At 72.5% G+C, this 25,090-nt stretch carries 20 protein-coding genes (1 of these 20 cut by a window edge); 6 read left to right on the top strand and 14 right to left on the bottom strand.

Annotated elements, in window-relative coordinates; genetic code table 11:
* A protein-coding gene (locus SCNRRL3882_RS24765; RefSeq protein ID WP_010034698.1) for an RDD family protein crosses the window boundary here: on the top strand, positions 1-730 show its 3' portion. 218 nt of this gene lie to the left of the window's left edge; the window shows 730 of its 948 coding nt (coding positions 219-948); its start codon lies off the left edge, out of view; the stop codon is at positions 728-730.
* Positions 731-766: 36 nt separating this feature from the next.
* Here the strand turns inward: SCNRRL3882_RS24765 and SCNRRL3882_RS24760 are convergent, their stop codons facing one another.
* From SCNRRL3882_RS24760 to SCNRRL3882_RS24720, 9 genes are all read right to left on the bottom strand, one after another.
* Positions 767-1,381, bottom strand: a complete 615-nt coding sequence (locus SCNRRL3882_RS24760; protein ID WP_010034697.1) for a hypothetical protein — start codon at positions 1,379-1,381, stop codon at positions 767-769.
* Between the two features lie 133 nt (positions 1,382-1,514).
* The gene (gene ahcY, locus SCNRRL3882_RS24755) at positions 1,515-2,972 is read right to left on the bottom strand and encodes an adenosylhomocysteinase (RefSeq protein WP_010034690.1); all 1,458 of its coding nucleotides are present in this window, start codon (positions 2,970-2,972) and stop codon (positions 1,515-1,517) included.
* A 362-nt stretch (positions 2,973-3,334) separates the two neighbouring features.
* Positions 3,335-4,315, bottom strand: a complete 981-nt coding sequence (locus tag SCNRRL3882_RS24750) for a cation diffusion facilitator family transporter (protein ID WP_010034688.1) — start codon at positions 4,313-4,315, stop codon at positions 3,335-3,337.
* 153 nt (positions 4,316-4,468) lie between these two features.
* On the bottom strand, positions 4,469-5,620 hold the full coding sequence (gene manA, locus SCNRRL3882_RS24745; RefSeq protein WP_010034687.1) for a mannose-6-phosphate isomerase, class I: 1,152 nt from the start codon (positions 5,618-5,620) through the stop codon (positions 4,469-4,471).
* A gap of 53 nt (positions 5,621-5,673) precedes the next feature.
* Positions 5,674-6,801, bottom strand: coding sequence for an SIS domain-containing protein (locus SCNRRL3882_RS24740; RefSeq protein ID WP_010034685.1), 1,128 nt, complete (start codon positions 6,799-6,801; stop codon positions 5,674-5,676).
* Positions 6,802-6,919: 118 nt separating this feature from the next.
* Entirely contained in the window at positions 6,920-7,090 is a 171-nt protein-coding gene (locus tag SCNRRL3882_RS24735; RefSeq protein ID WP_010034680.1) for a Trm112 family protein, read from the bottom strand.
* A 151-nt stretch (positions 7,091-7,241) separates the two neighbouring features.
* On the bottom strand, positions 7,242-8,606 hold the full coding sequence (locus SCNRRL3882_RS24730; protein WP_010034677.1) for a phosphomannomutase/phosphoglucomutase: 1,365 nt from the start codon (positions 8,604-8,606) through the stop codon (positions 7,242-7,244).
* A gap of 103 nt (positions 8,607-8,709) precedes the next feature.
* Positions 8,710-10,326 carry an L-lactate permease gene (locus SCNRRL3882_RS24725; RefSeq protein WP_010034674.1) on the bottom strand — a complete coding sequence of 539 codons (1,617 nt, stop codon included), beginning with the start codon at positions 10,324-10,326 and terminating at the stop codon, positions 8,710-8,712.
* A 117-nt stretch (positions 10,327-10,443) separates the two neighbouring features.
* A complete protein-coding gene (locus SCNRRL3882_RS24720) occupies positions 10,444-10,866 on the bottom strand; it encodes a DUF3499 domain-containing protein (RefSeq protein WP_010034669.1) in 423 nt (140 codons plus the stop codon).
* 294 nt (positions 10,867-11,160) lie between these two features.
* Here SCNRRL3882_RS24720 and SCNRRL3882_RS24715 point away from each other — a divergent pair, with 294 nt between their 5' ends.
* Complete coding sequence (locus SCNRRL3882_RS24715; protein WP_078602744.1) at positions 11,161-11,616, top strand: metallopeptidase family protein; 456 nt, start codon at positions 11,161-11,163, stop codon at positions 11,614-11,616.
* A 58-nt stretch (positions 11,617-11,674) separates the two neighbouring features.
* Here SCNRRL3882_RS24715 and SCNRRL3882_RS24710 read toward each other — a convergent pair whose 3' ends face one another.
* From SCNRRL3882_RS24710 to SCNRRL3882_RS24700, 3 genes are all read right to left on the bottom strand, one after another.
* Positions 11,675-13,201, bottom strand: coding sequence for a DUF5719 family protein (locus SCNRRL3882_RS24710; protein ID WP_010034665.1), 1,527 nt, complete (start codon positions 13,199-13,201; stop codon positions 11,675-11,677).
* Positions 13,198-16,908, bottom strand: coding sequence for a glycosyltransferase family 2 protein (locus SCNRRL3882_RS24705; protein WP_078602743.1), 3,711 nt, complete (start codon positions 16,906-16,908; stop codon positions 13,198-13,200). Before SCNRRL3882_RS24705 ends, SCNRRL3882_RS24710 begins: the two co-directional genes overlap by 4 nt.
* 198 nt (positions 16,909-17,106) lie before the next feature.
* Entirely contained in the window at positions 17,107-17,370 is a 264-nt protein-coding gene (locus SCNRRL3882_RS24700) for a WhiB family transcriptional regulator (protein ID WP_010034659.1), read from the bottom strand.
* 653 nt (positions 17,371-18,023) lie between these two features.
* On the opposite strand from SCNRRL3882_RS24700, the gene SCNRRL3882_RS24690 reads away from it, so the two are divergent.
* The 4 genes from SCNRRL3882_RS24690 (at position 18,024) to SCNRRL3882_RS24675 (ending at position 21,984) form a co-directional block, all read left to right on the top strand.
* The gene (locus SCNRRL3882_RS24690; RefSeq protein WP_010034658.1) at positions 18,024-18,530 is read left to right on the top strand and encodes a cysteine dioxygenase; all 507 of its coding nucleotides are present in this window, start codon (positions 18,024-18,026) and stop codon (positions 18,528-18,530) included.
* Positions 18,531-18,627: 97 nt separating this feature from the next.
* Positions 18,628-19,587: a 2-phospho-L-lactate transferase gene (gene cofD, locus SCNRRL3882_RS24685; RefSeq protein WP_010034656.1), complete on the top strand. Its 960-nt coding sequence runs from the start codon at positions 18,628-18,630 to the stop codon at positions 19,585-19,587.
* Positions 19,584-20,912: a coenzyme F420-0:L-glutamate ligase gene (locus SCNRRL3882_RS24680; protein ID WP_010034652.1), complete on the top strand. Its 1,329-nt coding sequence runs from the start codon at positions 19,584-19,586 to the stop codon at positions 20,910-20,912. The genes cofD and SCNRRL3882_RS24680 overlap by 4 nt, the downstream gene beginning before the upstream one ends.
* Positions 20,913-20,970: 58 nt before the next feature.
* Positions 20,971-21,984 carry a DNA-3-methyladenine glycosylase family protein gene (locus SCNRRL3882_RS24675; protein WP_029180805.1) on the top strand — a complete coding sequence of 338 codons (1,014 nt, stop codon included), beginning with the start codon at positions 20,971-20,973 and terminating at the stop codon, positions 21,982-21,984.
* A 158-nt stretch (positions 21,985-22,142) separates the two neighbouring features.
* Here SCNRRL3882_RS24675 and SCNRRL3882_RS24670 read toward each other — a convergent pair whose 3' ends face one another.
* Both SCNRRL3882_RS24670 and SCNRRL3882_RS24665 read right to left on the bottom strand, forming a co-directional pair.
* A complete protein-coding gene (locus SCNRRL3882_RS24670) occupies positions 22,143-23,225 on the bottom strand; it encodes a sugar phosphate nucleotidyltransferase (protein WP_010034648.1) in 1,083 nt (360 codons plus the stop codon).
* 135 nt (positions 23,226-23,360) lie between these two features.
* On the bottom strand, positions 23,361-24,941 hold the full coding sequence (locus SCNRRL3882_RS24665; RefSeq protein WP_029180804.1) for a peptidoglycan recognition protein: 1,581 nt from the start codon (positions 24,939-24,941) through the stop codon (positions 23,361-23,363).
* Positions 24,942-25,090: the final 149 nt, after the last annotated feature.

The following is a 25,090-nucleotide window of genomic DNA, read 5'->3' as shown; positions in this document are numbered from 1 at the left end:
CGCGGTGGAGACCCTCAGTCATGGGCGCTCGCTCGGGAAGATGGCCTGCGGGCTGCGTGTGGTGCGCGACGACGGAGGGCCGATCCGATTCCGGCATGCGCTGGTGAGGGGCTTGATCGCGGTGGTCGAGATCCTCATGACGTTCGGTGTCGTGGCCTGTATCGCGTCTTTCGTGTCGGCGCGTGGGCGGCGCCTGGGGGACGTGTTCGCGGGGACCCTCGTCGTTCGGGAGCGGATTCCGGTCGCGCGCACCGGGTTCGTGCCGCCTCCCCCGCCCTGGCTTGCGGGGCGTTTCTCGGGGCTCGATCTTTCTGCGGTGCCCGATGGGTTGTGGCTCGCCGTCCGTCAGTATCTGACGCGTGTGCAGCAGTTGGACCCGCAGGTGGGGTGGTCCATGGCGGACCGGCTGGCGTCGGATCTCGCGGAACGTACGGGAGCGCCGGTGCCGCAGGGGGTTCCGCCGGCGGCGTATCTGGCGGCGGTCGTGCATGAACGGCAGGCGCGGGAGGCTCGACGGGCTTTCGGGAGCGGGTCGTCCTCGTCGGCCGCTCCGGCTGCTCCGGTAGCCGATGGAGCTCCAGGTGCCGGTGCGGCTCCGGTTGTGCCGCCTGGCGCGGTGTCCGAGCCGGCCCCAGGGGCTGTCGAGTCGTCCGGCGCAGCTCCGCCCGCGGAGTCGCATGAGGTGCCCATGGGCGACCGTCCCGGGACTGGGTTCGTGCCGCCGGCGTAGTGGAGCGTGGGGCTGCCCGCTCAGCAGGGCCTGGCCTCAGGTGAACACCGACGGCGGTGATTCGAGGTCTTCGAGCTCGATGCCGGGGGCCGCCAGCACCACGTCTCCGGCGATGTGCACGGCGTGCTGTTCGCCCGTGTCCAGGGCTGTGACCTGGTATTCGTCCACGGTCAGAGGGCCGCTGTCAGTGGCGTGTGCTTCTCTTTTCAGCAAGGTCCACGACTGGTCCACGGTGCGGGGGGCGAGGACCGGGTCCGTGAAGGCGACGAGGCGTACGCGGGTGCCGGCTGAGGAGGGGGTGAGGCGCAGGAGACGGGTGGTGGCGACGAGGAACGCCGGGGAGGTGCCGGTGAAGGCGTGGGCGCGCACATTGCCTTCTGTGGCGTCGGTTCCGGTGGGGTCGGTGCGGACCCAGGTGACGCCGTCGAGGGCGGCGCCGCGGACCTGCCAGGCGGCGGCGTGGAGTTGGAGGCGGATGGGGCGGCCGAGTTCGTCGAGGGTGAGGTCGACGGAGCCGTGGTGATCGCCCGAGGGGGTGGTCAGCTGGGAGACGTAGCGCCAGCCGGAGGGGCCGGGGGCGCACTGGAAGTGCTCTTCTGCGAGGGGGGTGTGATCGTGCGGATCGTGGAGCGAATAGCGGCCGCGGGGCATGGGGGTCCTGGATCTTGACGGGCGGGGCCGGTCGCCGGCCGGTCGAACGGGGCAGGCCCCCGGCACGGGCGTGCGGGGGCCTGCCTCGGAGATCCGACCGGTGGCTGTCTGACCGGCGGCGGTGCCGCTCGGCTCAGTAGCGGTAGTGGTCCGGCTTGTACGGGCCCTCGACCTGCACGCCGATGTACTCGGCCTGCTCGGGGCGGAGCGTGGTCAGCTTCACGCCGAGCGCGTCCAGGTGGAGGCGGGCGACCTTCTCGTCGAGGTGCTTGGGCAGCACGTAGACACCGGTCGGGTACTCGTCGGGCTTGGTGAACAGCTCGATCTGGGCCAGGGTCTGGTCCGCGAAGGAGTTGGACATCACGAACGACGGGTGGCCGGTGGCGTTGCCCAGGTTCAGCAGGCGGCCCTCGGAGAGGACGATGATCACCTTGCCGTCGGGGAAGGTCCAGGTGTGGACCTGCGGCTTGATCTCGTCCTTGACGATGCCGGGGATCTTGGCGAGGCCGGCCATGTCGATCTCGTTGTCGAAGTGGCCGATGTTGCCGACGATGGCCTGGTGCTTCATCTTGGCCATGTCCGAGGCCATGATGATGTCCTTGTTGCCGGTCGTGGTGATGAAGATGTCGGCCTTGTCGACGACCTCGTCGAGGGTCGTGACCTGGTAGCCGTCCATCGCGGCCTGGAGGGCGCAGATCGGGTCGATCTCGGTGACGATCACGCGGGCGCCCTGTCCGCGCAGGGACTCCGCGCAGCCCTTGCCCACGTCGCCGTAGCCGCAGACGACCGCGGTCTTGCCGCCGATGAGGACGTCCGTGGCGCGGTTGATGCCGTCGACGAGCGAGTGGCGGCAGCCGTACTTGTTGTCGAACTTCGACTTGGTGACGGCGTCGTTGACGTTGATCGCCGGGAACAGGAGGGTGCCGTCGCGCTGCATCTCGTACAGGCGGTGGACGCCGGTCGTGGTCTCCTCGGTCACGCCGCGGATCTCGGAGGCCAGCTGGGTCCACTTCTGCGAGCCGTCCGTGATGGTGCGGTGCAGGAGTTCGAGGATGACCCGGTGCTCGTCGGACTCGGCGGTGTCGACGTCCGGGACCTTGCCGTCCTTCTCGTACTCGACGCCCTTGTGGACGAGGAGGGTGGCGTCACCGCCGTCGTCGAGGATCATGTTCGGGCCGCCGGTGGGGCTGTCCGGCCAGGTCAGCGCCTGCTCCGTGCACCACCAGTACTCCTCCAGGGTCTCGCCCTTCCAGGCGAAGACCGGGACGCCCTGCGGGTTGTCGGGCGTGCCGTTCGGGCCGACGGCGATGGCCGCGGCGGCGTGGTCCTGGGTGGAGAAGATGTTGCAGGAGGCCCAGCGGACCCGCGCGCCGAGGGCGACCAGGGTCTCGATGAGCACGGCGGTCTGCACGGTCATGTGCAGGGAGCCGGTGACGCGGGCGCCCGCCAGGGGCTGTGCTTCGGCGTACTCCTTGCGGATCGCCATCAGGCCAGGCATCTCGTGCTCGGCGAGGGTGATCTCCTTGCGGCCGAACTCGGCCAGGGAGAGGTCGGCGACCTTGAAGTCCTGTCGGTTTTCGACAGTCGTCATTGCGAGCTGCTCCTCGGGGTTGGGTCGAGGTGGGTACGGCTGGTCTGCGCGGCGGCGGACACAGGGGTGCCCGAAAGAGGACACAGGCATGCCCGCGTGTGCGCAGCGCAGTCCGTCGGAGGCCCTCTCTCCCTCGGCCGGTCCGCGGTGGGACCGCCCGACCGCCATCAGCAGCGACGTCTGGCTCCGTCCCAAGCTACACCGGGGGCGCCTGCGATCCCCAGTCCGCAGGCAAACACATCAAGCCGATCCCGTGACGGGCGGGGTGGGACTGTCGGTGAGGTGCGGGGGTGGTGGAAGGCGGCGGGGCCCGCCGAGTGGTTCGGCGGGCCCCGTGGCCGGAGGAGTCGTGGGAGAGGGTGTCAGTGGTCGGCGGGGTGCGGGGTCGGGCCGCCGGGGCTTGCCTCGGGGTCGGGGCCCTTGGCGGCTTCGGCCTCGCTGTAGATGTCCGGCTCGAGGTAGATCACGCGGGCGATCGGAACGGCCTCGCGGATGCGGGACTCGGCGGCGTCGATGGCGGCGGCGATCTCGGTGGCAGTGTCGTCGTGCCGGACGGCGATCTTGGCGGCGACGAGGAGTTCCTCGGGGCCGAGGTGGAGCGTGCGCATGTGGATGATGCGGGTGACGGTGTCGCCGTCGACGACGGCGGCCTCGATCTTCCGGGTCTCCTCGGCGCCGGCGGACTCGCCGAGCAGCAGCGACTTGGTCTCGGCGGCGAGGACCAGGGCGATCAGGATGAGCAGTACGCCGATGCAGAGGGTGCCGATGCCGTCCCAGACGCTGTCACCGGTGAGCAGGGCGAGGCCGACGCCGCCGAGCGCGAGGATCAGGCCGACGAGGGCGCCGAGGTCCTCCAGGAGCACGACCGGGAGCTCGGGGGCCTTGGCGTGCCGGACGAACTCCTTCCAGGAGCGGCGGCCGCGCAGGGTGTTGGACTCCTTGATGGCCGTGCGGAAGGAGAAGCCCTCGGCGATGATCGCGAAGACGAGGACGCCGACCGGCCAGTACCAGTGCTCCAGTTCGTGCGGGTGCTTGATCTTCTCGTAGCCCTCGTAGAGGGCGAACATGCCACCGACCGAGAAGAGGACGATGGAGACGAGGAAGGCGTAGATGTAGCGCTCGCGACCGTAGCCGAAGGGGTGTTCCGGGGTGGCCTCGCGCTTCGCCTTCTTGCCGCCGACCAGGAGCAGTGCCTGGTTGCCGGAGTCGGCGAGCGAGTGGACGGACTCGGCGAGCATCGACGACGAGTTGCTGAAGATGAACGCCACGAACTTCGCTACCGCGATCGCGAGGTTCGCGGCCAGTGCCGCCACGATCGCCTTGGTGCCGCCTGACGCGCTCATGTGTTCGCGTTGTCCCTTCGTACGCCGTTCCAGGGCCCGGACGCTCGCCTGACTGAGCTGCCCGCGACTTTGCCCGTGCTTGACGGTGGGCCATTGTTGCAGCCCGCCGCGACAGCGGTGAGTCAGGTCACCAGCACGGGGCCGTCGAAACGGTCAGGCGACGACGGTGGCCCGGAAAAGCGTTCCCGTTCCGGACACTTCGGCCTTTTCTCCGGCCGGGACGAAGACGGACTCACCGGGGTTCAGGTCGTGCTCGCCGGCCCGGACGGCGCCGGCCGTGCAGAGCAGGATCTGCGGGGTCGGACGGGTGAGGTCGTGCGCGGCGCCCGCCTCGGGGAGGACGTAGCGGGACAGGCGGAACTCGTCGATGGGGGTCTCGTAGAGCTCCTCGCCGTCCGGGGCGGCCTCGGGGCGCAGGACGCCGGGGTCGCGGGGCTGGAAGCGGACGATGCGCAGGAGCTCGGGGACGTCGACGTGCTTGGGGGTCAGGCCGCAGCGCAGGACGTTGTCGGAGTTGGCCATGATCTCGACGCCGAGGCCGTTCAGGTAGGCGTGCGGGACGCCGGCGCCGAGGTAGAGGGCCTCGCCGGGCTGGAGCCGGACGTGGTTCAGCAGCATCGCGGCGATGACGCCGGGGTCGCCCGGGAAGTGGTGGGCGATGTCGGCGTAGGGGGCGTAGGCACCGCCGAGGCGGGTGCAGGCGGTGGCCGCCTCGGCGACCGTGCGGGACATCTCCTCGGAGTCGGCGGTGAGGATCGCCGTGAGGACCTCGCGCAGGGCGGCGTCCTCGGGGTGGGCGTGCAGCAGGTCGACGTACGGCTTGAGGGAGTCGATGCCGAGGTCGTCGAGCAGGCCGGCGGCGGCGAGCGGGGCGCGGAACCCGCACAGGCCCTCGAACTCGGTGAGGGCGCAGATCAGTTCGGGCTTGTGGTTGGCGTCCTTGTAGTTGCGGTGCGGGGCGTCCATGGGGATGCCGCGGCGCTCCTCGTCCGCGTAGCCCTCCTTGGCCTGGTCCAGGTCGGGGTGGACCTGAAGGGAGAGCGGGGCGCCGGCGGCGAGGATCTTGAGGAGGAAGGGCAGGCGGGGGCCGAACTTGGCGACCGCGGCCGGTCCGAGTTCCCTTTCCGGGTCGGCGTCGATGACCTCGACGAGCGTGCCCCGGCCGGTGCGGGAGGGTGCGCCCGGGTGGGCACCCATCCACATCTCCGCCTGCGGCTCGCCGGTGGGTTCGGTGCCGAGCAGGTGCGGGATGGCGGTGGGGGAACCCCAGGCGTAGGGGCGGATGGTGTTGTCGAGGCGGTCCATGGAGGTCTCTCAGCGTGTTCGGGCGCGGGCGCGTCAGGGTGTCCTGAGCATGATCAGGCCCTCGAAGCGAGCGCAAGGTAAACAGCGGCGAAATCCGTGATGGCGATCAGTTCCGCGAGGGTCTCCAGTTCGCCGCCCGCCTCCGGTTCCAGTTCGCTGATCGGTGTGTCGTGGCTGAGGGCCAGGTCGCGGGCGCTGGGGGCAGCGGTGAGGCCGCCGATGGGGCGGTCGCGGAGGAGCACCACGCGCGCGTGCAGGGCGGGTGGTTCCTCGACGCGGTCGCGGAAGAAGTCGTCGGGGTCGGCGCTGGCGGCCAGGGGGCCGGCGAGCAGGGCGCTGTGTGCGGCGAGGGCCTCGGGGAGCTCGGCGACGACCGCGGGGGTGCCGGACAGTTCGGCGAGCGCGGCGGCGAAACGGCGGCCTGCCGGGCCGGCCGAGGTGCCCTCGGTCCAGACGATCGGGAGGGCGTCGGCGAGTTCGGCGGCGAGTGTCTTGGCGGGGTTGCTGTAGGTGGCGATGGCGGGGCCGCAGCGTTCGGCGACGCGGTCGAGGCGGTCGGCGACCTTGCCGAGGGCGTCCGGCGGAGCGGCGAGCACGCCGGTGCGGTCCAGGAGCGCGAGCAGTGGGGTGAGCAGCGCCCACAGGACGCCGGGCGCCGAGGCGGCGAGGGGCTCGTCCTGGTCGTACGGGGCGGTCGCCATGGGGACGAACAGGCCGTGCGAGCCGTTCACCGCGTCGGCGAGCGGGGAGCGGCTGGGGGCCACGGCGACGACGTTGCAGCCGCGGCGGTAGGCCTGCTCGGCGAGGAGGGACAGGCCCGGTTCGCTGCCGTCCGGGGTGGTGATCAGGAGGAGGTCGACGGAGCCGACCCAGCCGGGCAGTTCCCAGCGCAGGGCGCCCGCGGCGGGGGCGACGCCGGTGGGGGCCAGCCGCGTGACCGGACTGCCGGCGCCGGCGAGGGTGCCGAGGAGGTCGGCGGCGTGCGTGGCGGCGGCGCCCGGGCCGGCGATGAGGACGGCGCGGGGGCGGCCGTCTGGTTTGAGGTCGTTGATGCCGGCCTCGGCGGAGTGGCGGGCGGCCGTGCGGACGCGGGCGCCGGCTTCTGCGGCGCCGCGGAGCAGCCCGCGGTGGTCGGCCTCGGAGAGGCCCTCCGGGGAGTCGAGCAGCGATTCGTCGAGCATGGGCGGCAGCCTCCGAGCGCCGAGGTCCGTTATGGGGTGTCCTGCGTCGTCCGTCGTCCTACGTCGGTGCCCGTTGTGCCGGGGCTCTGTGCACCGGGGGTTCAGGCGTGGGGGCCGCTCATGCGGGGCGGCGGGCCTCGTCGACGAGGAGGACGGGGATGCCGTCGCGGACGGGGTAGGCCAGGCCGCAGTTCTGGTCGGTGCAGAGCAGTTCGTCGTCCTGCTCCTTGAGGGGGGCGTGGCAGGCCGGGCAGGCGAGGATTTCGAGGAGGCCGGCTTCGAGGGGCATGAGGGTTTTCTCCGGGGTTGGGGGTGCTTGGGGTGTGCGGATGTGCCTGGTCAGGGTACCGCCGGTGGGGGTGGCAGGTCGGGGGTGCGGTGGATGGTTTCGCCCCCGCCGCCCCTGCCCCGAGCCTGCCTCGGCACACTCGGCGAGGCCGTCAGTCCCTGATGATCCGCAGCACCTCGTCCCGCACCCTCGCCATCGTCTCCGGGTCCCTCGCCTCCGCGTTCAGGCGGAGCAGTGGCTCCGTGTTGGAGGGGCGGACGTTGAACCACCAGTCGGTGGCGGAGACGGTCAGGCCGTCGAGGTCGTCGAGGGTGATGCCCTCACGGTTGTCGTACGCGGAGCGGATCGCGGCGAGGCGGGCCGTCTGGTCGGTGACGGTGGAGTTGATCTCGCCGGAGCCGGCGTAGCGGTCGTACTGGGCGACGAGGGCGGAGAGGGGGCCCGACTGGCCGCCGAGGGCCGCCAGGACGTGCAGGGCGGCCAGCATGCCCGTGTCGGCGTTCCAGAAGTCGCGGAAGTAGTAGTGCGCGGAGTGCTCGCCGCCGAAGATCGCGCCCGAACGCGCCATTTCCGCCTTGATGAAGGAGTGGCCGACGCGGGTGCGGACCGGGATGCCGCCGTTCTCCGCGACCACCTCGGGGACCGACCAGGACGTGATCAGGTTGTGGATGATCGTGCCCTTGCCGCCGTGCCTGGCCAGCTCGCGGGAGGCCACCAGGGCGGTGATCGCCGAAGGCGAGACCGGCTCGCCGCGCTCGTCGACGACGAAGCAGCGGTCGGCGTCGCCGTCGAAGGCGAGGCCGAGGTCGGCGCCCTCTTCGCGGACCCGCTCCTGGAGGTCGACGAGGTTGGCCGGGTCGAGGGGGTTGGCCTCGTGGTTGGGGAAGGTGCCGTCGAGTTCGAAGTACATCGGGACCAGCGTCAGGGGCAGGCCGGCGAAGACCTCGGGGACCGTGTGCCCGCCCATGCCGTTGCCCGCGTCGACGACGACCTTCAGGGGGCGGATGGCGGTCAGGTCGACCAGGGAGCGCAGGTGCGCCGCGTAGTCCGACAACGTGTCGCGGCCGGTGATGGTTCCCGGCGTCGCGGCGGGCTCGGGGGCGCCCGACTCGCTCCAGCGCTCGACCAGTTCGCGGATCTCGGCGAGGCCGGTGTCCTGGCCGACCGGGGCGGCGCCCGTGCGGCACATCTTGATGCCGTTGTACTGCGCCGGGTTGTGGGAGGCGGTGAACATGGCGCCCGGCAGGTTCAGCGCGCCCGAGGCGTAGTAGAGCTGGTCCGTCGAGCACAGGCCGATCTCGGTCACGTCGGCGCCCAGCGCCGCAGCCCCGCGCGCGAAGGCCCGCGACAGGCCCGGTGAGGACGGCCGCATGTCGTGCCCGGTCGCGATGGCGCTCGCGCCGGTGACCCGCACGAAGGCCGCTCCGAAGAGCTCGGCCAGGGACTCGTCCCACTGGTCGGGGACGACCCCGCGTACGTCGTACGCCTTGACGACCTGCGACAGATCAGCAGCCACGGCCAACCTTCCTGAAAAAGTACTGTCGGTCCGCACAAACTACCCTCGCCCGCTGACAGCGCGCTGTGCGGACGCCGAGTCGACGCCCGGGCGTCGTCTCAGGTCACGGCAGCATCCAGTCCAGGACGGGCGTGCTCTGGCCGACCACGATCAGGCACATCACCAGCAGCAGGCCCAGGCTCCAGGGCAGTACCTTGCGCAGCAAGTCGCCCTCGCGCCCCGCGAGTCCGACGGCCGCGCAGGCGATGGTGAGGTTCTGCGGGGAGATCATCTTGCCGAGGACGCCGCCGGAGCTGTTGGCCGCGGCCAGGAGATCGGGCGACAGCCCGGACTCCCGGGCGGCGGTCACCTGGAGGGCACCGAAGAGGGCATTGGCCGAGGTGTCCGATCCGGACACGGCGACTCCGAACCAGCCGAGGACGGGCGACAGGAAGGCGAGCCCGGCTCCGGCCGCCGCCACGAAGTGGCCGATGGTCGCCGCCTGCCCGGAGAGGTTCATGACATACGCGAGCGCCAGTACGGACGTCACCGTCAGGATCGCGAAGCGCAGCTCGTGGACGGTCGCGAGCCATTCCTTCACCGCCACGCGCGCGTGCACCCCGACGACGGCGGCCGTGCAGATCCCGGCGAGCAGCACGAGCGTGCCGCCGGTCGACACGATCGGCCAGGTGAAGACGTTGCCGCCGACCGGTCCGCCGTCGGGGCCGAGCACGTTCAGGAAGGGCCAGTCGTAGGTCTGGGTGGCCTTGTCCAGCCAGACCTTGACGGCCGGGACCTGGGCGACGGAGAAGATCAGGACGATCAGCGCGTAGGGGGCGTACGCGCGCAGGACCTCGCGGGGCGGGTCCTCCTCGTCCAGCTCCTCGCTGCGCACACCGGTCAGCACGGAGGCGCGTACGGACTCGGCGGCGGGCACGCGCGCGTGCGGTACGGCGACCAGGGCACCCGCGCCCGCCAGGGCGGCGCCGATGTCGGCGAGTTGGGCGGAGACGTAGTTGGAGGCGGCGAACTGGGCGACGGCGAAGGCGACTCCGCAGGCGAGGGCGGGCACCCAGGTCTCGCGCAGCCCGCGTCGGCCGTCCACGAGCCAGACCAGCACGAGGGGCACCACGAGGGCCAGCAACGGCGTCTGACGGCCCACCACGGAGGCCACGGAGTCCAGCGGCAGCCCGGTGACCTGGGCGAGGGTGACGACCGGGGTGCCCATCGCGCCGAAGGCCACGGGCGCGGTGTTGGCGACCAGGGCGACGACGGCGGCGCGCACCGGTTCGAACCCGAGGGCGACCAGCATGACCGCGCTGATCGCGACGGGTGCCCCGAAGCCGGCGAGCGCCTCCAGCAGCGCCCCGAAGCAGAAGGCGATGACGAGCGCCTGGATGCGGGGGTCGTCGGAGAGCCGCCCGAAGGACCGGCGCAGGATGTCGAAGTGCCGGGTGCGGACGGTCATCCGGTACACCCACAGGGCGTTGACGACGATCCACAGGATGGGGAAGAGGCCGAAGACGGCACCCTGGGCGGCGCTGGAGACCGTCTGCCCCAGGGGCATGCCGTAGGCGAGCCGGGCGACGAGAACGGCGGCGAGGAGGCCGGCCAGGCCCGCCAGGTGCGCTTTCACGCGGACGCCGCCGAGCAGGGCCAGGACGATCACGAGGGGCAGGGCCGCCACCAGGGCGGACAGGCCCAGTGAGCCGGCGACGGGTTCCAGTTCCTGGACGTACACGGGCGCCTCCCCGGCTTCCGTCATGCGAAAGCGATTTCTCGCGGCCTCAAAACGGAATGGTCATGTCCGCGCCAAGCCGCGTCAATGGGTGCGCGTGGGAAGGAACCGGGAATGCGGTCAGTTGTCGGGCGACCGGAGGACGCGCAGGTGCCCTCGCCGGGCGACCTCCATCGGGTCGGCCGCGCGCCCGCCGCCGCCGGCCCCGGCCGCCCGCTCCTGGGGACGGGCCGCCTCTCGCACGGCGTTCGCGAGCGCTTCCAGGTCGTCGCCGCTGGGACGCGCCGGGGCCGAACCGTCGAGGAGCCGGACGACCTCCCAGCCGCGCGGGGCGGTGAGGCGCTCGGAGTGCTCGGCGCACAGGTCGTAGCAGTGGGGTTCGGCGTAGGTGGCGAGCGGGCCGAGGACCGCGGTCGAGTCGGCGTAGACGTACGTCAGCGTCGCGACGGCGGGACGGCCGCAGGCGGTGCGCGAACAGCGACGTACAGGGCTCACGACGTTGGACGGTACCGCACTCTTGAGCGGGCCGCGACGACTCTCCACCAGGTCACTCCCCCGTGTCGTGCTGTGAGACGCCCCACACCCCCCTTCCGGCCCACCTCGCTGACCTGCCCGGACAGCACCGTCCGAGGCGTCGAACAGCACTCGAAGCGGTCAAGAGTCGTCACAAAACCCTCAATTGCCGTGAGGTTGCCGGTCTCGGCGGGATACGGAATCGAGCCCAACCTTGGCTGGAATGGTCATGTAACGACATGCCGTATCGGTCGGCCGGAAGCCGTCCGTACCGCCGTGCGGTGCCGGGCGCGGGAGCGCGGCGGGGACTACCCTTCAGCAGTGATGGACAAGCCCGTAACGCCCCGAGCCGCCGCCCCCGGGCCCCGCCGCCGTGATCGCCACGGGCGGGGCATGCGCGGCCCGATCGCACCGCCGCAGGTACCGCTCGCCGCCAGCCGTGCGGAGGCGTTCGCGGATCTGGTGCAGGACTCCGTGGAGCGCCTGGAGCGGCGCTGGCCGCAGCTCGCCGACATCGACTTCCTGGTGCTGGAGGTGCCGCGGCTCGACGGGGCCGGCCAGGCCTGGAACGACGAGGCGGTTCCGCTGGGCGGCACGATCAGCGCCCGCGAGGGCCGTCCCGCGCGCGTGGTGGTCTACCGGCGGCCGGTCGAGATCCGCACAAAGGGCCGCGACGAGCGGGCGGCGCTGGTGCACGAGGTCGTCGTCGAGCAGGTCGCCGAGCTGCTGGGGCTGACGCCGGAGACGGTGGATCCGCGGTACGGCGAGGACCAGGGCTGAGACGGCGGCCGACCGGACAGCGGCGGGCCCTCGCGGACACCACCGCCCTGATCGTGGCCTACTTCTGCAACACCGACAGGTCCTCGTCCGCCTCCGGCACCGCCACCGTCCCCCGGTCGTCCGGGAGCGTCTGCACGGTGAAGCCGGGAACGCCGCCCTCCGTCGCCGCCAGGGTGCGGGCGCCGTAGACCGGGCCGCCGGACTTCGGCTCGACCGTGAGCGCGTAGGTGCCCTTCAGGCCGCTGGGGACCGGGGGCTGGATGTCCTGGGTCGTGCCGGCCTTGATCGTGTACGTCTTCGACACCGGCGTGCCGCCCTCGCTGCCCGCCGAGGCGGTGACCTCGACCGTGGCGGAGCGGCCGGGAGCGGTCAGGGAGAGCGTGCTGCCCTTGGCGCTGTTGTCCGCGGACGTCGCGCGCGTGCCGACGGGGCGGGTGGCGGGGATGAACGCCGTCTCCTGCTTGTCACCCTTGCCGCGTACGACCCGCAGGGCCGCCACGACCGGCACGGACCGGTCCGTCGGCGTCAGCACCAGGGAGCCCGCCTCGCCGCGCGTCACGTCGCCCAGGTCGACGGCGGTGGTCATGCCGCCCTTGACGTGCACCGTCTCGTGTCCGGCCGGGGTGATCAGCCCGGAGGGGGAGGCGAGGCGCACCTTGAGGTCCGCGTCGGCGTCGCCGGGGGTGAAGGCGATCAGGCGCGCGGAGGTGGCGTCCTTCGGGATGCCGGGCAGGACCAGGCTGCCCGACGGGTCCGTGGACGCGGCCAGCCAGTCGCCGCCGAGCTTGTCGTCCAGGGCCTGCACGGCGGCGCCGACCCGCCCGCTGCGGACGTTGACGTGCACGGTGAGGTCGGCCTGCTGCTCGTCGGTGAGGGTGGACAGCAGCACCGGGTCGCTGGAGTGCGGCTGGACCGTGATGCCCTCCCCCACGGTGGACTGGAGCGCGCCGTCCTTGCCGTACAGCTCGATGTCGACCACGGCGGCCGAGTCGTCGGGGTTCGTCAGATGGACGTAGTCGGTGCGGTCGGCCGCGGTGCTGGCGCCGGGGAACCAGAAACTCGTGTCCGGGGCCGTGCAGTTGACGCCCTGGAGGCCGCGCCCGGTCCCCGCGGCGACCTCCGTCGTCTCCTGGACCGTCCAGCCGGGCGCGAACCTGCCGTCCGCGGTCCCCACCAGCGCGGGCGATTCGGCACCCGAGGTGTCCCCGGTGACCGGCTTGCCGGGCTCCTTGGGGGTCAGCACGGGCTTCTCGGTCTTGCGCTCGCCGGACTTCCCGTCGCCCTTGCCCTTGCCGCCGCCCGCGTTCGAGCCGTCCTTCGACTCCTGGGGGGCCACCCGGAGGTCGGCCTTGCCGCCGCTCCCGGTGCCCTTCGTGACGGGCGTGAAGGAGGTGTACGACGTCTCCGCGATGTCGGACAGGCTGGGCGCGGGGCACAGCAGGCTCGTGCGCTCCACGGGCAGTTGGGCGGCCGCCTTGGCGGTGGTGTCCGCGCCCGGGGTGGCCGGGGCGGACAGCACGGCGAAGCCGGTGACGGCGGCGAGCGCGGTCGCGCCGGCGATCAGGGACAGGGTGGTGCGGTTCACTGCTGGCTCCCGTCGGGACGCTCACTGCCCGTGCCGTGGGGGTGGTGCTGCTGCGCCGGGTCGTACGGCGTGCCGTAGCCCTGGGGGTAGGCCTGGTCGTAGCCCGTCTGGTCGTATCCCGCCTGGTCGTACGGCGGCGTCTGGGGCGGGCCGCCGTACGCGTACGGGTCGTACTGGCCGCCCTGGTAGGGATCCGCCTGGTACTGCTGTCCGTACGCGTCCGCCGGGTACTGGGCGCCCTGGTACTGGTCGCCGTAATTGGCGTACTCGCCGCTCTGGTAGCCGGCGTTGTCCCTCCCCCAGGCGCGAACGTCCTCACCCGGGGGGACCCCCATCCCGTAGTTCTGCTGCTGGGGCACGGGTGCCGGGGGCTGCTCGGGCTGCGGTGGCGGGAACTCCTCGGGCTGCGGCGCCCCTTCGGCCTCGGCTTCCGCCTGGGCCCGCAGGCGGCGGGCCCGGCGGCCCTCGCCCGCGACCGCCTGGGCCGGGACGGCCGGCTCCTCGGGCAGGTCGTCGTCGATGTCGCGCCGCCGGCCGGGCAGGGCCAGCACGACGAGGACGACGGCGAGGAGGCCCTGCGCCCACAGCCACGCGGTGTGGCCGATGGGGTCGTCGTAGGTGACGTCCAGCTTGCCGCCGGTGGCGGGGAGTTCGAAGCCCTGGGCCCAGCCGTCGACCGTGGTGCGGGTCAGCGGCTTGCCGTCGAGCGTGGCGGTCCAGCCGTCGGAGGCGGTGTCGGCCAGGCGCAGCACGCGTCCGTCGGGGCCGGTCGGGATCGTGGTGTGGATGTCGACGGGCCCGGCGGCGACGGTCTGCGGCGTGCCGGTCCCGGAGCCGGGGACGATGGTGGCGCGCGCGACCTCCTGGTCGATCTGCCACAGCGCGCCGCCGTCCTGCTGGCTGAGCCGGGTCAGGCCGGGCGTGGCGTCCAGGACACGGGTGACATCGCGGGGAGCGCCCTGGTGGACGAGGACGTAGCGCACGGCGAAGCCGCCGAGCTGGTCGGCCTGGTCGGCGCCGGAGCCGGCGACGAGGTTGGCGACGACCTTGTCGAGCCTGCTGTTCTCGCCGTCGGCCGCGGCGATCTCGCCGTCGCCGAGGCGGGCACCGGAGCCGCGGACCAGCATGTATCCGACGTGGGAGCCGGAGTCGCTGTCGAGGACGAGGGTGCGGGCCTGGTCGCTGCTGCCGCTCTCCTCGGCGACGAACGCGGGGACCTGCGTCGGGTCGCGCCGCTCCAGAGGGCCGTCCGCGCCGCGGATCATCCAGCCCGCGGCGACGAGCAGCGGGCCCGCGGCCGAGGCGAAGGCGATCAGCACGGCGACCGGCTGGCGCCAGCCGAAGCTCTGCTCGGCCACGCGCGAGCGGGCCCCGTCGGCGCCGAGCGCGGCGGCCGCCAGGAGGGCGATGCCGTAGACGAGGGTCGCCGGGCCGGCCCAGGTGGAGCTGTTGGACAGGACCGCGAAGACGAAGCCGGTCAGGGCGGCCGTCCAGGCCGTGCAGATGCCCAGCCGGCGTTCGGAACGGAGCAGGGCGGCGAGCGCGGCCAGCACGATGCCGATCAGCATGAGGCCGCTGACGGTTCCCGGGCCGCCCGGGCTGGCGCCGAGCAGGTCGAGGGCGGAGGCGGCCGAGGGGCCGTACGCCAGGCCGGCCTCCTGGAAGAAGCCGAACGGCAGCAGCGACAGCGACCAGGGCGCGAGGACCAGCAGGGGCGTGCCGAGCTGGGCGAGGAACCGCAGCCCGTACGCCGTGATGTCGGTCCGGCGCAGGACCAGCAGCCCGGCGCCGAGGAGCAGCGCGATGGGCCACACGATCGGGGTGAACGCGGTGGTGATGGTCAGCAGCAGCGCGTAGGCCCAGGTGGCGCGCCAACTGCCGCGCGCCCCCGAGGGGTTCGCCAGGCCGCTGGCGGCGATGCCCGCGCGGGCGATGAGCGGCAGCAGCACGGCCAGGACGGCCGTGCCGATCCGGCCGCCGGCGAGGGCGCCGGTGGCGGCGGGCAGGAAGGCGTAGACGACGGCCGCCCACGCGCGCAGCAGCCGGGACTCGACCAGCGGGCGGGAGGCGAAGTAGGCGGTGACACCGGCGAGCGGCACCGAGCAGACGAGCAGCAGCGTGACGGCGAGGCCGGTGGAGCCGAACAGCAGGGACGCCAGCATCGCCACGAGCGCGAGGTACGGCGGCGCGGAGGAGGTGCCGCCGGCGGCGACCGGGTGCCAGGCGTCCAGGTAGCGCGCCCACAGGTCGGAGGAGTCGGCCGGGGCGGGCAGCAGGGCGCCGCCCGCGAGCGCGCCACCGCCGAGGAGTTCGCGGCAGGCGGCCAGGGAGACGAGCAGCAGCACCAGGAAGAGCACCGGGCCGGGCTTGCGCGCGATGCGCTTGAGCCGGGCGAACTGCTCGATCTCCAGGAAGTCGGCGTCGTCGCCGCCGGGGCCCGACTCGACGGCACCGCCGTGCCGTCCGGCGCCGGAGGCGACCTCGGGGTCGGAGCGGCCCACGAGGTTGCTCGCGAGCTGCTCGACGGTCATGCGGACGGTCGCGCCGGGCGGCGGGAACAGCGGCCGCAGCTCGTCCTTGTCGATCCGGGGGGCGCCTCTGCCGCGCCGTCCGGCGAGGATCCGCTCGGGCCTGAGCAGCGTGCCCAGGAGACCGCGGATCTCGTCGACGGCCTGTCCGGGGACCTTGCCGACGAGGTAGGCGACGGTCCGCAGCACCGTGCCGAGCACGATCCGCAGCAGCACCCAGGGCAGCACGGCCGTACGCGCGTTGACGAGCAGGGTGTAGACGGCTCCGGCCTTGTCGACCTTGTGCGGGGAGGCGGCCGTGCGGCCCACACAGTCGACCGTGCGGCGCTCGCGGGAGGCCGCCTCGGCGTGCCGGACGACCGCCTCGGGGGCGACCAGGACGCGGTAGCCCGCCGCGTGCGCGCGCCAGCACAGGTCGACGTCGTCGCGCATGAGGGGCAGGTGGCGGTCGAAGCCGCCGAGCTGTTCGAAGACGTCGCGGCGGATCAGCATGCCGGCGGTGGACACCGACAGCACGGGCCGGACGTGGTCGTGCTGGCCCTGGTCCTGCTCGCGGCGGTCCAGGCCGGTCCAGCGGCGGCCGGAGTTGGCGATGCTGACGCCGACCTCCAGCAGTTGCCGCCGGTCGTACCAGCCGCGGAGCTTGGGGCCGACGACGGCCACGTCCTCGCGGCCCAGCTCGTACTCGTTGTCCACGACGCGCAGCAGCTGGGCCAGGGCGTCGGGCTCCGGGGCGCAGTCGTCGTGCAGCAGCCACAGCCACTGGACCGGCTCTCCGTGCGGGAGCTCGGGCATGTCGTAGGCGTCGTCGCGCCAGGAGCGGGTGACCGGGTCCCAGCCGCTCGGCCGCTTCAGGTACGGGAGCTGCTCCGGGGTGAGGACCGGGGCGGTGCGGCCGCACTCCTCGACGGCCTGGCCGAAGCCGGTGCGGCGGGCGAGGTGCAGCACGCGGTCTGCGCCGAGGGCGTCGGTGACCAGCTGGGCGGAGTCGTCCGCGCTGCCGGTGTCGGCGCCCATCGCGTACTGGACGGGTCGCTCCTGGCCGAGCAGCCCGGCGAGCGCGTCGGGCAGCCAGCGGGCGCCGTCGTGGGAGACGAGGACCGCGGTCACCACATGACGCGGGAACTCAGGTGTGGCAGCGCTGTCGTGATGAGCTGCCGGGTGGCTGTGCACGGACATCGAGGTACGGGCCCCGGTTCGGTGGACTGCGGTGGACGCCTGCGACCGGTGGGGGCAGCGGGGCGTCTCGGACGAGCGACCACACTATCGGCTGCGCAACAAGGGGGCCCGCCGCCTGTGGATAACCCACTTGCGACGGGCCGTTCGAGCCGTGCGTACGTGCGGATGCGCGCTGTCCGTCTATCGCGCCGTCCGCGATCAGACCGCTGCCTTCTTCAGCCGGCGGCGCTCCCGCTCGGACAGGCCGCCCCAGATGCCGAATCGCTCGTCGTTGGCGAGGGCGTACTCGAGGCACTCGGAGCGGACCTCACAGGCGAGGCAGACCTTCTTGGCCTCCCGGGTCGAGCCGCCCTTCTCAGGGAAGAAGGACTCGGGGTCGGTCTGGGCGCACAGTGCGCGCTCCTGCCAGCCGAGTTCCTCGTCCGCGTCGTCGACCAGCAGTTGCTGCACCGTCTCGGTCATGTGCGCCCCTCGTCTGTCTTTCGCGTCCCCGTGATCTAGCCGTTACCGATTCCGGCTGAACGACACGAGTGAAATTACAAGTGTGCTGCTCCGGGCGAGTCAAGCCGAGATCTGCTATTGAGCCCCTTATTCACTCTGCGGAACCAAGCCCAAGCGGAAAGTGTTCAAATCACCATAAAACCTGACACACCGACGGAGCCCGCAAGGGCTCACGCCGTCCGCCGGACCCCTTGCAGACCTGTACGGAGAAGGACGCCCAGAGGTTCGATCTCGTTCCGACACGCACCACGAAGCGAAACGGATCACAGTCGGATCACGAGTACGCAACGAGGTTTCCTGCGCCCGGTTGGACGCCATGTGTCCCGGGCGGGCCATGAACAAACCTTTCATCTGAGTGAACGACCGGATGAGGTGAACCACATCCCACATGCCGGGTGCCGAGTTGACAGTCCAAGGTGTGAACCGGTGTCCTTGTGGGCATGCTCGCGAACTCGGCACCCACCTCGACCCGCACCGCCGGGTCCCACGGTGCTGCCCGCGCTCGCTGTCGCTGTTCCAGCTGTTGAGCCCCACCTGCTCCAGCTGAAGGCCGGGCCACCCGTCTCTCGGCTTCCGTTCCCTCTGACCTTCTTCACTGAGGAACCACCACACCCATGAACAGCGACAGCGACCTCCAGATCGCCGGCGACATCCTCGAAGTCCCGCATCTGCTCCAGACTCCGCGCGAGCACCCGGCCACCGTCGCCGAGTTCGTCGGACTCGCCCGCTCCATCGCCGCCGACCGCTCCCAGTGGGAGCACCTCGTCCGGTACGACACGACCAGCCGCTGGTACCACCGGCTGCGCACCGGCCCGGGCTACGAGGTGTGGCTGCTGTCCTGGGTGCCCGGGCAGGGCAGCGGGGTGCACGACCACGGCCGCTCCTCCGGTGTGCTGACCGTGCTGGACGGCACGCTGACCGAGCGCACGGAGCGGGGCACGCGCGCCTTGCGGGCAGGCGCGCAGCGCGTTTTCGCGCCGGGGTACGTGCACGAAGTCATGAACGACGCACTGGAGCCTGCGGTCAGCCTGCACGTCTACTACCCGGGCCTGACGGAGATGCCGATGCACACGGCCCAGCACTGCGAGGCCCGGTCCGCACCGGATGCCGTGACCGCCTGACCGGTTGGCATCACGTGCCTGACCGGTCGGCGTGACTGCCTGACCGGTTGCCGTAGCCGCTGACCGGTTGTCGTAGGCGCCTGCAAGACTGGCTCCCATGCGCATTGTGGTTCTGGCAGGCGGCATCGGTGGTGCCCGGTTCCTGCGTGGTCTGAAGCGGGCCGTGCCGGACGCGGACATCACGGTCATCGGCAACACCGGGGACGACATCCACCTCTTCGGGCTGAAGGTCTGCCCGGACCTCGACACGGTGATGTACACGCTCGGCGGCGGCATCAACGAGGAGCAGGGCTGGGGGCGTGCGGACGAGACCTTCCACCTCAAGGAGGAGCTCGCGGCGTACGGCGTCGGGCCCGAGTGGTTCGGCCTCGGCGACCGGGACTTCGCCACGCACATCGTGCGGACGCAGATGATCGGCGCCGGGTACCCGCTGAGCGCGGTGACTCAGGCGCTGTGCGACCGCTGGCAACCGGGCGTGCGGCTGATCCCCATGTCCGACGACCGCGTCGAGACCCACGTGGCTGTCGAGATCGACGGCGAGCGCAAGGCGATCCACTTCCAGGAGTACTGGGTGCGGCTGCGCGCCTCGGTGCCCGCGGAGGCGATCGTGCCGGTCGGTGCCGACCAGGCGAAGCCCGCGCCGGGTGTGCTGGAGGCGATCGCCGAGGCGGACGTGATCCTCTTCCCGCCGTCCAACCCGGTGGTGTCCATCGGCACGATCCTGGCCGTGCCCGGCATCCGGGAGGCCATCGCCGACGCCGGAGTGCCGGTGATCGGGCTGTCCCCCATCGTCGGTGACGCGCCCGTGCGGGGCATGGCCGACAAGGTGCTCGCCGCCGTGGGCGTCGAGTCGACCGCGCCGGCGGTGGCCGAGCACTACGGCTCGGGCCTGCTGGACGGCTGGCTCGTCGACACGGTGGACGCCGGCGCGGTGGAGCGGGTCGAGGCGGCCGGGATCCGCTGCCGGGCCGTGCCGCTGATGATGACCGACACCGACGCGACCGCGCAGATGGCGCGGGAGGCCCTGGTCCTGGCGGAGGAGGTGCGGGGAGCTTGAGCGGCGAAGTCCCCAAGGACCGGCAGGGTACCGACGGATACCGGGTGTGGGCCCCGGAGGGGATGCCCGAGGTCGCGGCCGGGGACGACCTGGCCAAGCTGATCGCGGCCGCCGAGCCCGGTCTGGCCGACGGGGACGTACTGCTGGTCACGTCGAAGATCGTGTCCAAGGCGGAGGGCCGGGCAGTCCAGGCGGCCGACCGGGAAGCGGCCATCGACGCCGAGACGGTGCGCGTGGTCGCCCGGCGCGGCAGTCTCCGGATCGTCGAGAACCGCCAGGGTCTCGTCATGGCCGCGGCCGGGGTGGACGCGTCCAACACCCCGTCCGGGACGGTGCTGTTGCTGCCCGAGGACCCGGACGCCTCCGCCCGCGCGATCCGCGACGGGTTGCGGGACATCCTCGGCGTCGACATCGGTGTCGTCGTCACCGACACGTTCGGGCGGCCCTGGCGCGCGGGGCTCACGGACGTCGCGATCGGCGCCGCCGGGGTGCGCGTCCTGGACGACCTGCGCGGGGGCACGGACGCGTACGGCAACCCGCTCAGCGCCACCGTCGTCGCCACGGCCGACGAACTCGCCGCGGCCGGCGACCTGGTCAAGGGCAAGGCTGCCGGGCTCCCCGTCGCCGTGGTGCGCGGCCTGCCGCACGTGCTGGCGCCCGGCGACGGAGAGGGAGCGCGGGCCATGGTGCGCGGCGCTCGCGACGACATGTTCCGGCTCGGCACGTCGGAGGCGGTACGGCTGGCGGTGACCCAGCGGCGTACGGTCCGGGCCTTCACGGACGAGCCCGTCGACCCCGGCGCCGTACGGCGGGCGGTGGCCGCGGCGGTGACGGCGCCCGCACCGCACCACACCACCCCCTGGCGGTTCGTGCTGCTGGAGTCCGAGGAGTCGCGGACGCGGCTGCTCGACGCGATGCGCGACGCGTGGATCGCCGATCTGCGGCGGGACGGCAAGACGGAGGAGTCCATCGCCAAGCGGGTACGGCGTGGGGACGTCCTGCGGAACGCGCCGTACCTCGTCGTCCCCTGCCTGGTCATGGACGGCTCGCACACCTACGGCGACGCGCGGCGCGACGGCGCCGAGCGGGAGATGTTCGTGGTCGCCGCGGGCGCCGGCGTACAGAACTTCCTGGTCGCGCTGGCCGGGGAGCGGCTGGGTTCGGCGTGGGTGTCCTCGACGATGTTCTGCCGGGACGTGGTGCGCGAGGTGCTGGGGCTGCCGGCGGACTGGGACCCGATGGGCGCGGTGGCCGTCGGGCATCCGGCGGAGGAACCGCGTCCGCGGCCGGAGCGGGATGCGGGGGCCTTCATCGAGGTGCGGTGACCGCGCCGGCCGGCGCCTACGCTCGTAGGGCTCCTCTCGTTTCCCAGGGACTTCACTCATGGCAGGACGGTTCGCTCCCCGGCCCACGCGTACGACCGTGCGCGGCGGGCATGTCGGCGTGGCCGGTGCCGGGGCCGGGGGTGTGCCGCGGCAGGCGGCGGGGCCGGGGCGGGTGCGCGACTGGGTGCCGGACGGGCCGCTGGACCTCGGTCTGGTGCTCGGGCCGCTGCGGCGCGGTCCGGGTGATCCGACGTTCCGGGCGATGCCGGACGGGTCCGTGTGGCGGGCCTGTCGTACGCCCGCCGGGCCCGGGACGCTACGGGTCTGCGCGTACGGCGGTGCGGTGCGCGGCCAGGCCTGGGGGCCCGGGGCGCAGTGGCTGCTGGACCGGTTGCCGGAGCTGCTCGGTGCCGCCGATGACCCGTCCGTGTTCGTGCCCCGGCACCGGCTGGTGGCGCTGGCCCGGCACCGGCGGCCGGGGTTGCGGCTGACGCGGAGCGGGCTGGTGCTGGAATCGCTGATTCCGTCGATTCTGGAGCAGAAGGTCACGACCGATGAGGCGTATCGGGCGTGGCGGTTGCTGGTGCGGAAGTTCGGGGAGCCGGCGCCGGGGCCCGCGCCCGGGCGGATGTGTGTGATGCCGGCGCCTCGGGAGTGGGCGTTGATCCCGTCGTGGGAGTGGCATCGGGCCGGGGTCGACAACAAGCGGGCGTCGACGATTCTGCGTGCGGTCCGGGTGGCCGGGCGGTTGGAGGAGGCGGCCGGGATGGAGCCGGGGGCGGCTCGGGCGCGGCTGGAGGTGGTGCCGGGGGTCGGGCCGTGGACGTCGGCGGAGACGGTGCAGCGCAGTCATGGGGCACCGGACGAGGTGACCGTGGGGGATCTGCATCTGCCCCGGATCGTGGGGTGGGCGTTGGCCGGGGATCGGGATGCGGATGACTCCGTGATGCTGGAGTTGCTTCAGCCGTATGCGGGGCAGCGGCATCGGGCGGCTCGGTTGATTCTGCTGAGTGGGAGGGTGCCGGGGCGTCGGGCGCCGAAGATGCCGCGGTGGGATATCGGGGGGTTGTGATGTGCTGCCCGTTTCTGGTGCTGCGGCGTGAGGACTGGGGCCGGGTGGTCCGCAGCCCGGCGGAGCGGGGTGCCGCTGCGCCCACCCGTGCCGCCCCAGCGGCACGACTGCCCGCAGCTAGGACGGCACGATTGCCCGCAGCCAGGCACACCTAGGCGCTACTGGTCCGAAGAAAAGCGGACCGCTCCTGCTGGGATGTGGGCGTCGCACCAGATGCGGGCGCCGTCGCGGAGTTCGTTGTCGGGGCCGATGATCGCGCCGTCGCCTATCACCGTGCCGGTGAGGACGGAGCGTTCGCCGACGCGGGCCCGGGTGCCTATGAGGGAGTCGGTGATGACCGCGCCCGGCTCGATCACGGCGCCCGGGAGGATCGTGCTGCCGAAGACGCGGGCACCCTCCGCGACGAACGCGCCCTCGCCGACCACCGTGCCGCCGGACAGCTTCGCGTCGGCCGCGACCGTCGCCGTCGGCAGGACCAGGCGGTCGCCGCAGCGGCCGGGAACCGCCGGGGACGGGGCCCGGCCCAGGACCAGGTCCGCCGAGCCCCGGACGAACGCCGCCGGTGTGCCGAGGTCCAGCCAGTACGTCGAGTCGACCATGCCCTGGAGGTGGGCTCCGGCGGAGAGGAGGTCGGGGAAGGTCTCCCGCTCCACCGACACCGGCCGGCCCGGCGGGATCGTGTCGATGACCGAGCGGCGGAAGACGTACGCCCCCGCGTTGATCTGGTCGGTGACGATCTCCTCGGGCGTCTGCGGCTTCTCCAGGAACGCCAGGACCCTGCCCGTGTCGTCCGTGGGGACCAGACCGTAGGCGCGCGGGTCCGTGACCTTGGTGAGGTGCAGGGAGATGTCCGCGCCGGTCGTCTCGTGGGTGTCGATCAAGGCTCGGATGTCCAGGCCCGTCAGGATGTCGCCGTTGAAGATCAGCACCGGGTCGTCGGGGCCGGAGCGCAGCCGGGAGGCCACGTTGCGGATGGCACCGCCCGTGCCCAGGGGCTCCTCCTCCGTCACGTACTCCAGGTGGAGCCCCAGCGCGGACCCGTCACCGAAGTACGGTTCGAAGACCTCGGCCAGATAGGACGTGGCCAGGACGATGTGCTCGACACCCGCCGCTCTCGCTCTCGCCAGCTGGTGCGTGAGGAAGGGCACCCCGGCCGCCGGCACCATGGGCTTGGGCGTGTGCACCGTGAGCGGGCGCAGCCGGGTGCCCTTGCCGCCGACCAGGAGGATCGCTTCTGTCACGTGTCGTCTCTGCTTCCTGCCGGGACCGGCCGAACTGTCTTTCGGCCGGTCAGTGTATGCAGACCGTTCCGTGGCGCCCTCGCTGGCCGTGCGGCATTCCGCCCCGCTGCCCCCCGACGGCGGTGAACGTGTGTCTCAGCGGCCCTGGTACCGGGCCGCCTTGGAGCGGGCCGAGCCGAGCTTGCCGTAGAGCTTGCGTCCCGGGCAGGACGTCCTGAATCCGTCCCGGTGACCGGAGATCACGTTCAGTCGGACCTTCTTACCCTTTCGGTGGAGATTGCTACCAGCCGACTTCAGGTACGTCTTGCCCCGCGGATTCATCCCGTACAGGCCCAGCTTCCACGCCGTGAGCCGGGCGATGGCCTTGACCGCGGCGGACGACGGCTTCTTGGCGCCGTACGACCCGAGGACGGCGATCCCCATGCTGTTGTTGTTGAAACCAAGGGTGTGGGCGCCGAGGACCGGCCTGGCCACGCCCCCGGCGCGCCCCTCGTAGATCTTTCCGCACTTGTCGATGACGAAGTTGTAGCCGATGTCCCGCCAGCCCATGCTCTTGACGTGGTAGCGGTAGATACTGCGGATGAGTGACGGGGACTGCGAGCAGCGGTAGTTGTTGCCGCTGGCCGTGTGGTGCACGAAGGCCGCCCGGACCTTCTTCGTGTACCGGAAGCCCCGCTCCCGCAGCCCCTCGTTCGCGCCCCAGCCGCGCCGCGTGACGATGCGCGGGCGCGGGCCGACGTACGGCTTCGCCCGCTGCTGCTCCGTCAGCTTGCCGGGGTTGAGAGCGAAGAACTCCTGCTCGGTCTCCGCGCGGTTCAGTGCCGGGATCTCGGTGGCGCCGAGGGGGGCCAGGCCGGCGTTGACGGCAGAGGCCTCGGTGGCGGCTTCGGCGGCGGCCGCGGCCTCGTCGGCGGCGGAGGCTCCGGCGGCGGCTTCGGTGGCGGCTTCGGTGGCGGCATCGTTGGCGGCGAAGCTGTCGTCGGCGGAGGAGCTCTCGTCGGGGAGGTCGGTGATGCGGGGGCCGTCCGCTGGGGCGCCGGGCGGTGGGGCGTCATCGCCCGGGTCGACGAGTTCGAGGCGGAGGCCGGAGGGGAGCGGGGGCGCCGCGGGCAGCTTGCGGGTGGCCCTGCCGTGGTGCGCGGAGTCGGCTTCCGCGCTCTCGGCTTCGGAGTGGACCCGGAGTTCCACGCCGTCGGAGTCGCCGACCCACAGCGGTGCCGTGGCGCCGCGGACGCGACCCGAGGCCCTCTCGGGGGCGTCCGGGTCGGCCGCGTGGTCGCCGTTGTGCGTCTCGACGTCCTGCCAGCCCGACCAGGCGCCGGTGTCGGCGGCCCGGGTGCGGACCTGGACGCGGCCGTGCAGTTCGGCCGCTGGGTCGTCCCAGACGACGCCGACGAGGGAGAAGTGGCGTACGGCACGGCGGGCCAGGCCCAGTTCGGGGACGTGGGGGCTGCTGGGGGCGGTGGGAGTGGCGCGGTTGCGGCTGAGGGGTTCGAGGGGGAGGGACTGGGTGCTGCCGGGGGCGTACGGCTCGGCCGCGCGCCGGCTGGTCATGGTGGTGTCCGGTGTCCCCGCGTGGGGCGCGGGTCTCGCTGCCGTGGCGGCTTGCGTGGTCGGTACCGGTCTCGCCGTCGCCGCGACGGCGGGCGGAGTGAGCGGGAGGGCCAGAGCGGCCGCACAGGTGACACCGATCGAAGAAGCAAGAAATCCACGCATGCCCCCGATCTTGGACATAGTCCTACAAGTCTGTCCATTTGTGAGTTGACGGGCCGTCGGGCGGGGTTCGGCCGAACCGGTGGCGGATTCACGCCGGGACGGTGGCCGGGCCGTTGGGCCGCGGCGTGGGTGCCGCGTACGCTTGCGCG

It is taken from the genome of Streptomyces chartreusis NRRL 3882, assembly GCF_900236475.1.
In the GTDB taxonomy this organism is placed as follows: domain Bacteria; phylum Actinomycetota; class Actinomycetes; order Streptomycetales; family Streptomycetaceae; genus Streptomyces; species Streptomyces chartreusis_D.
Note: the sequence above shows the minus strand (reverse complement) of the source record. Positions and strands in the feature narration are given on the sequence as shown.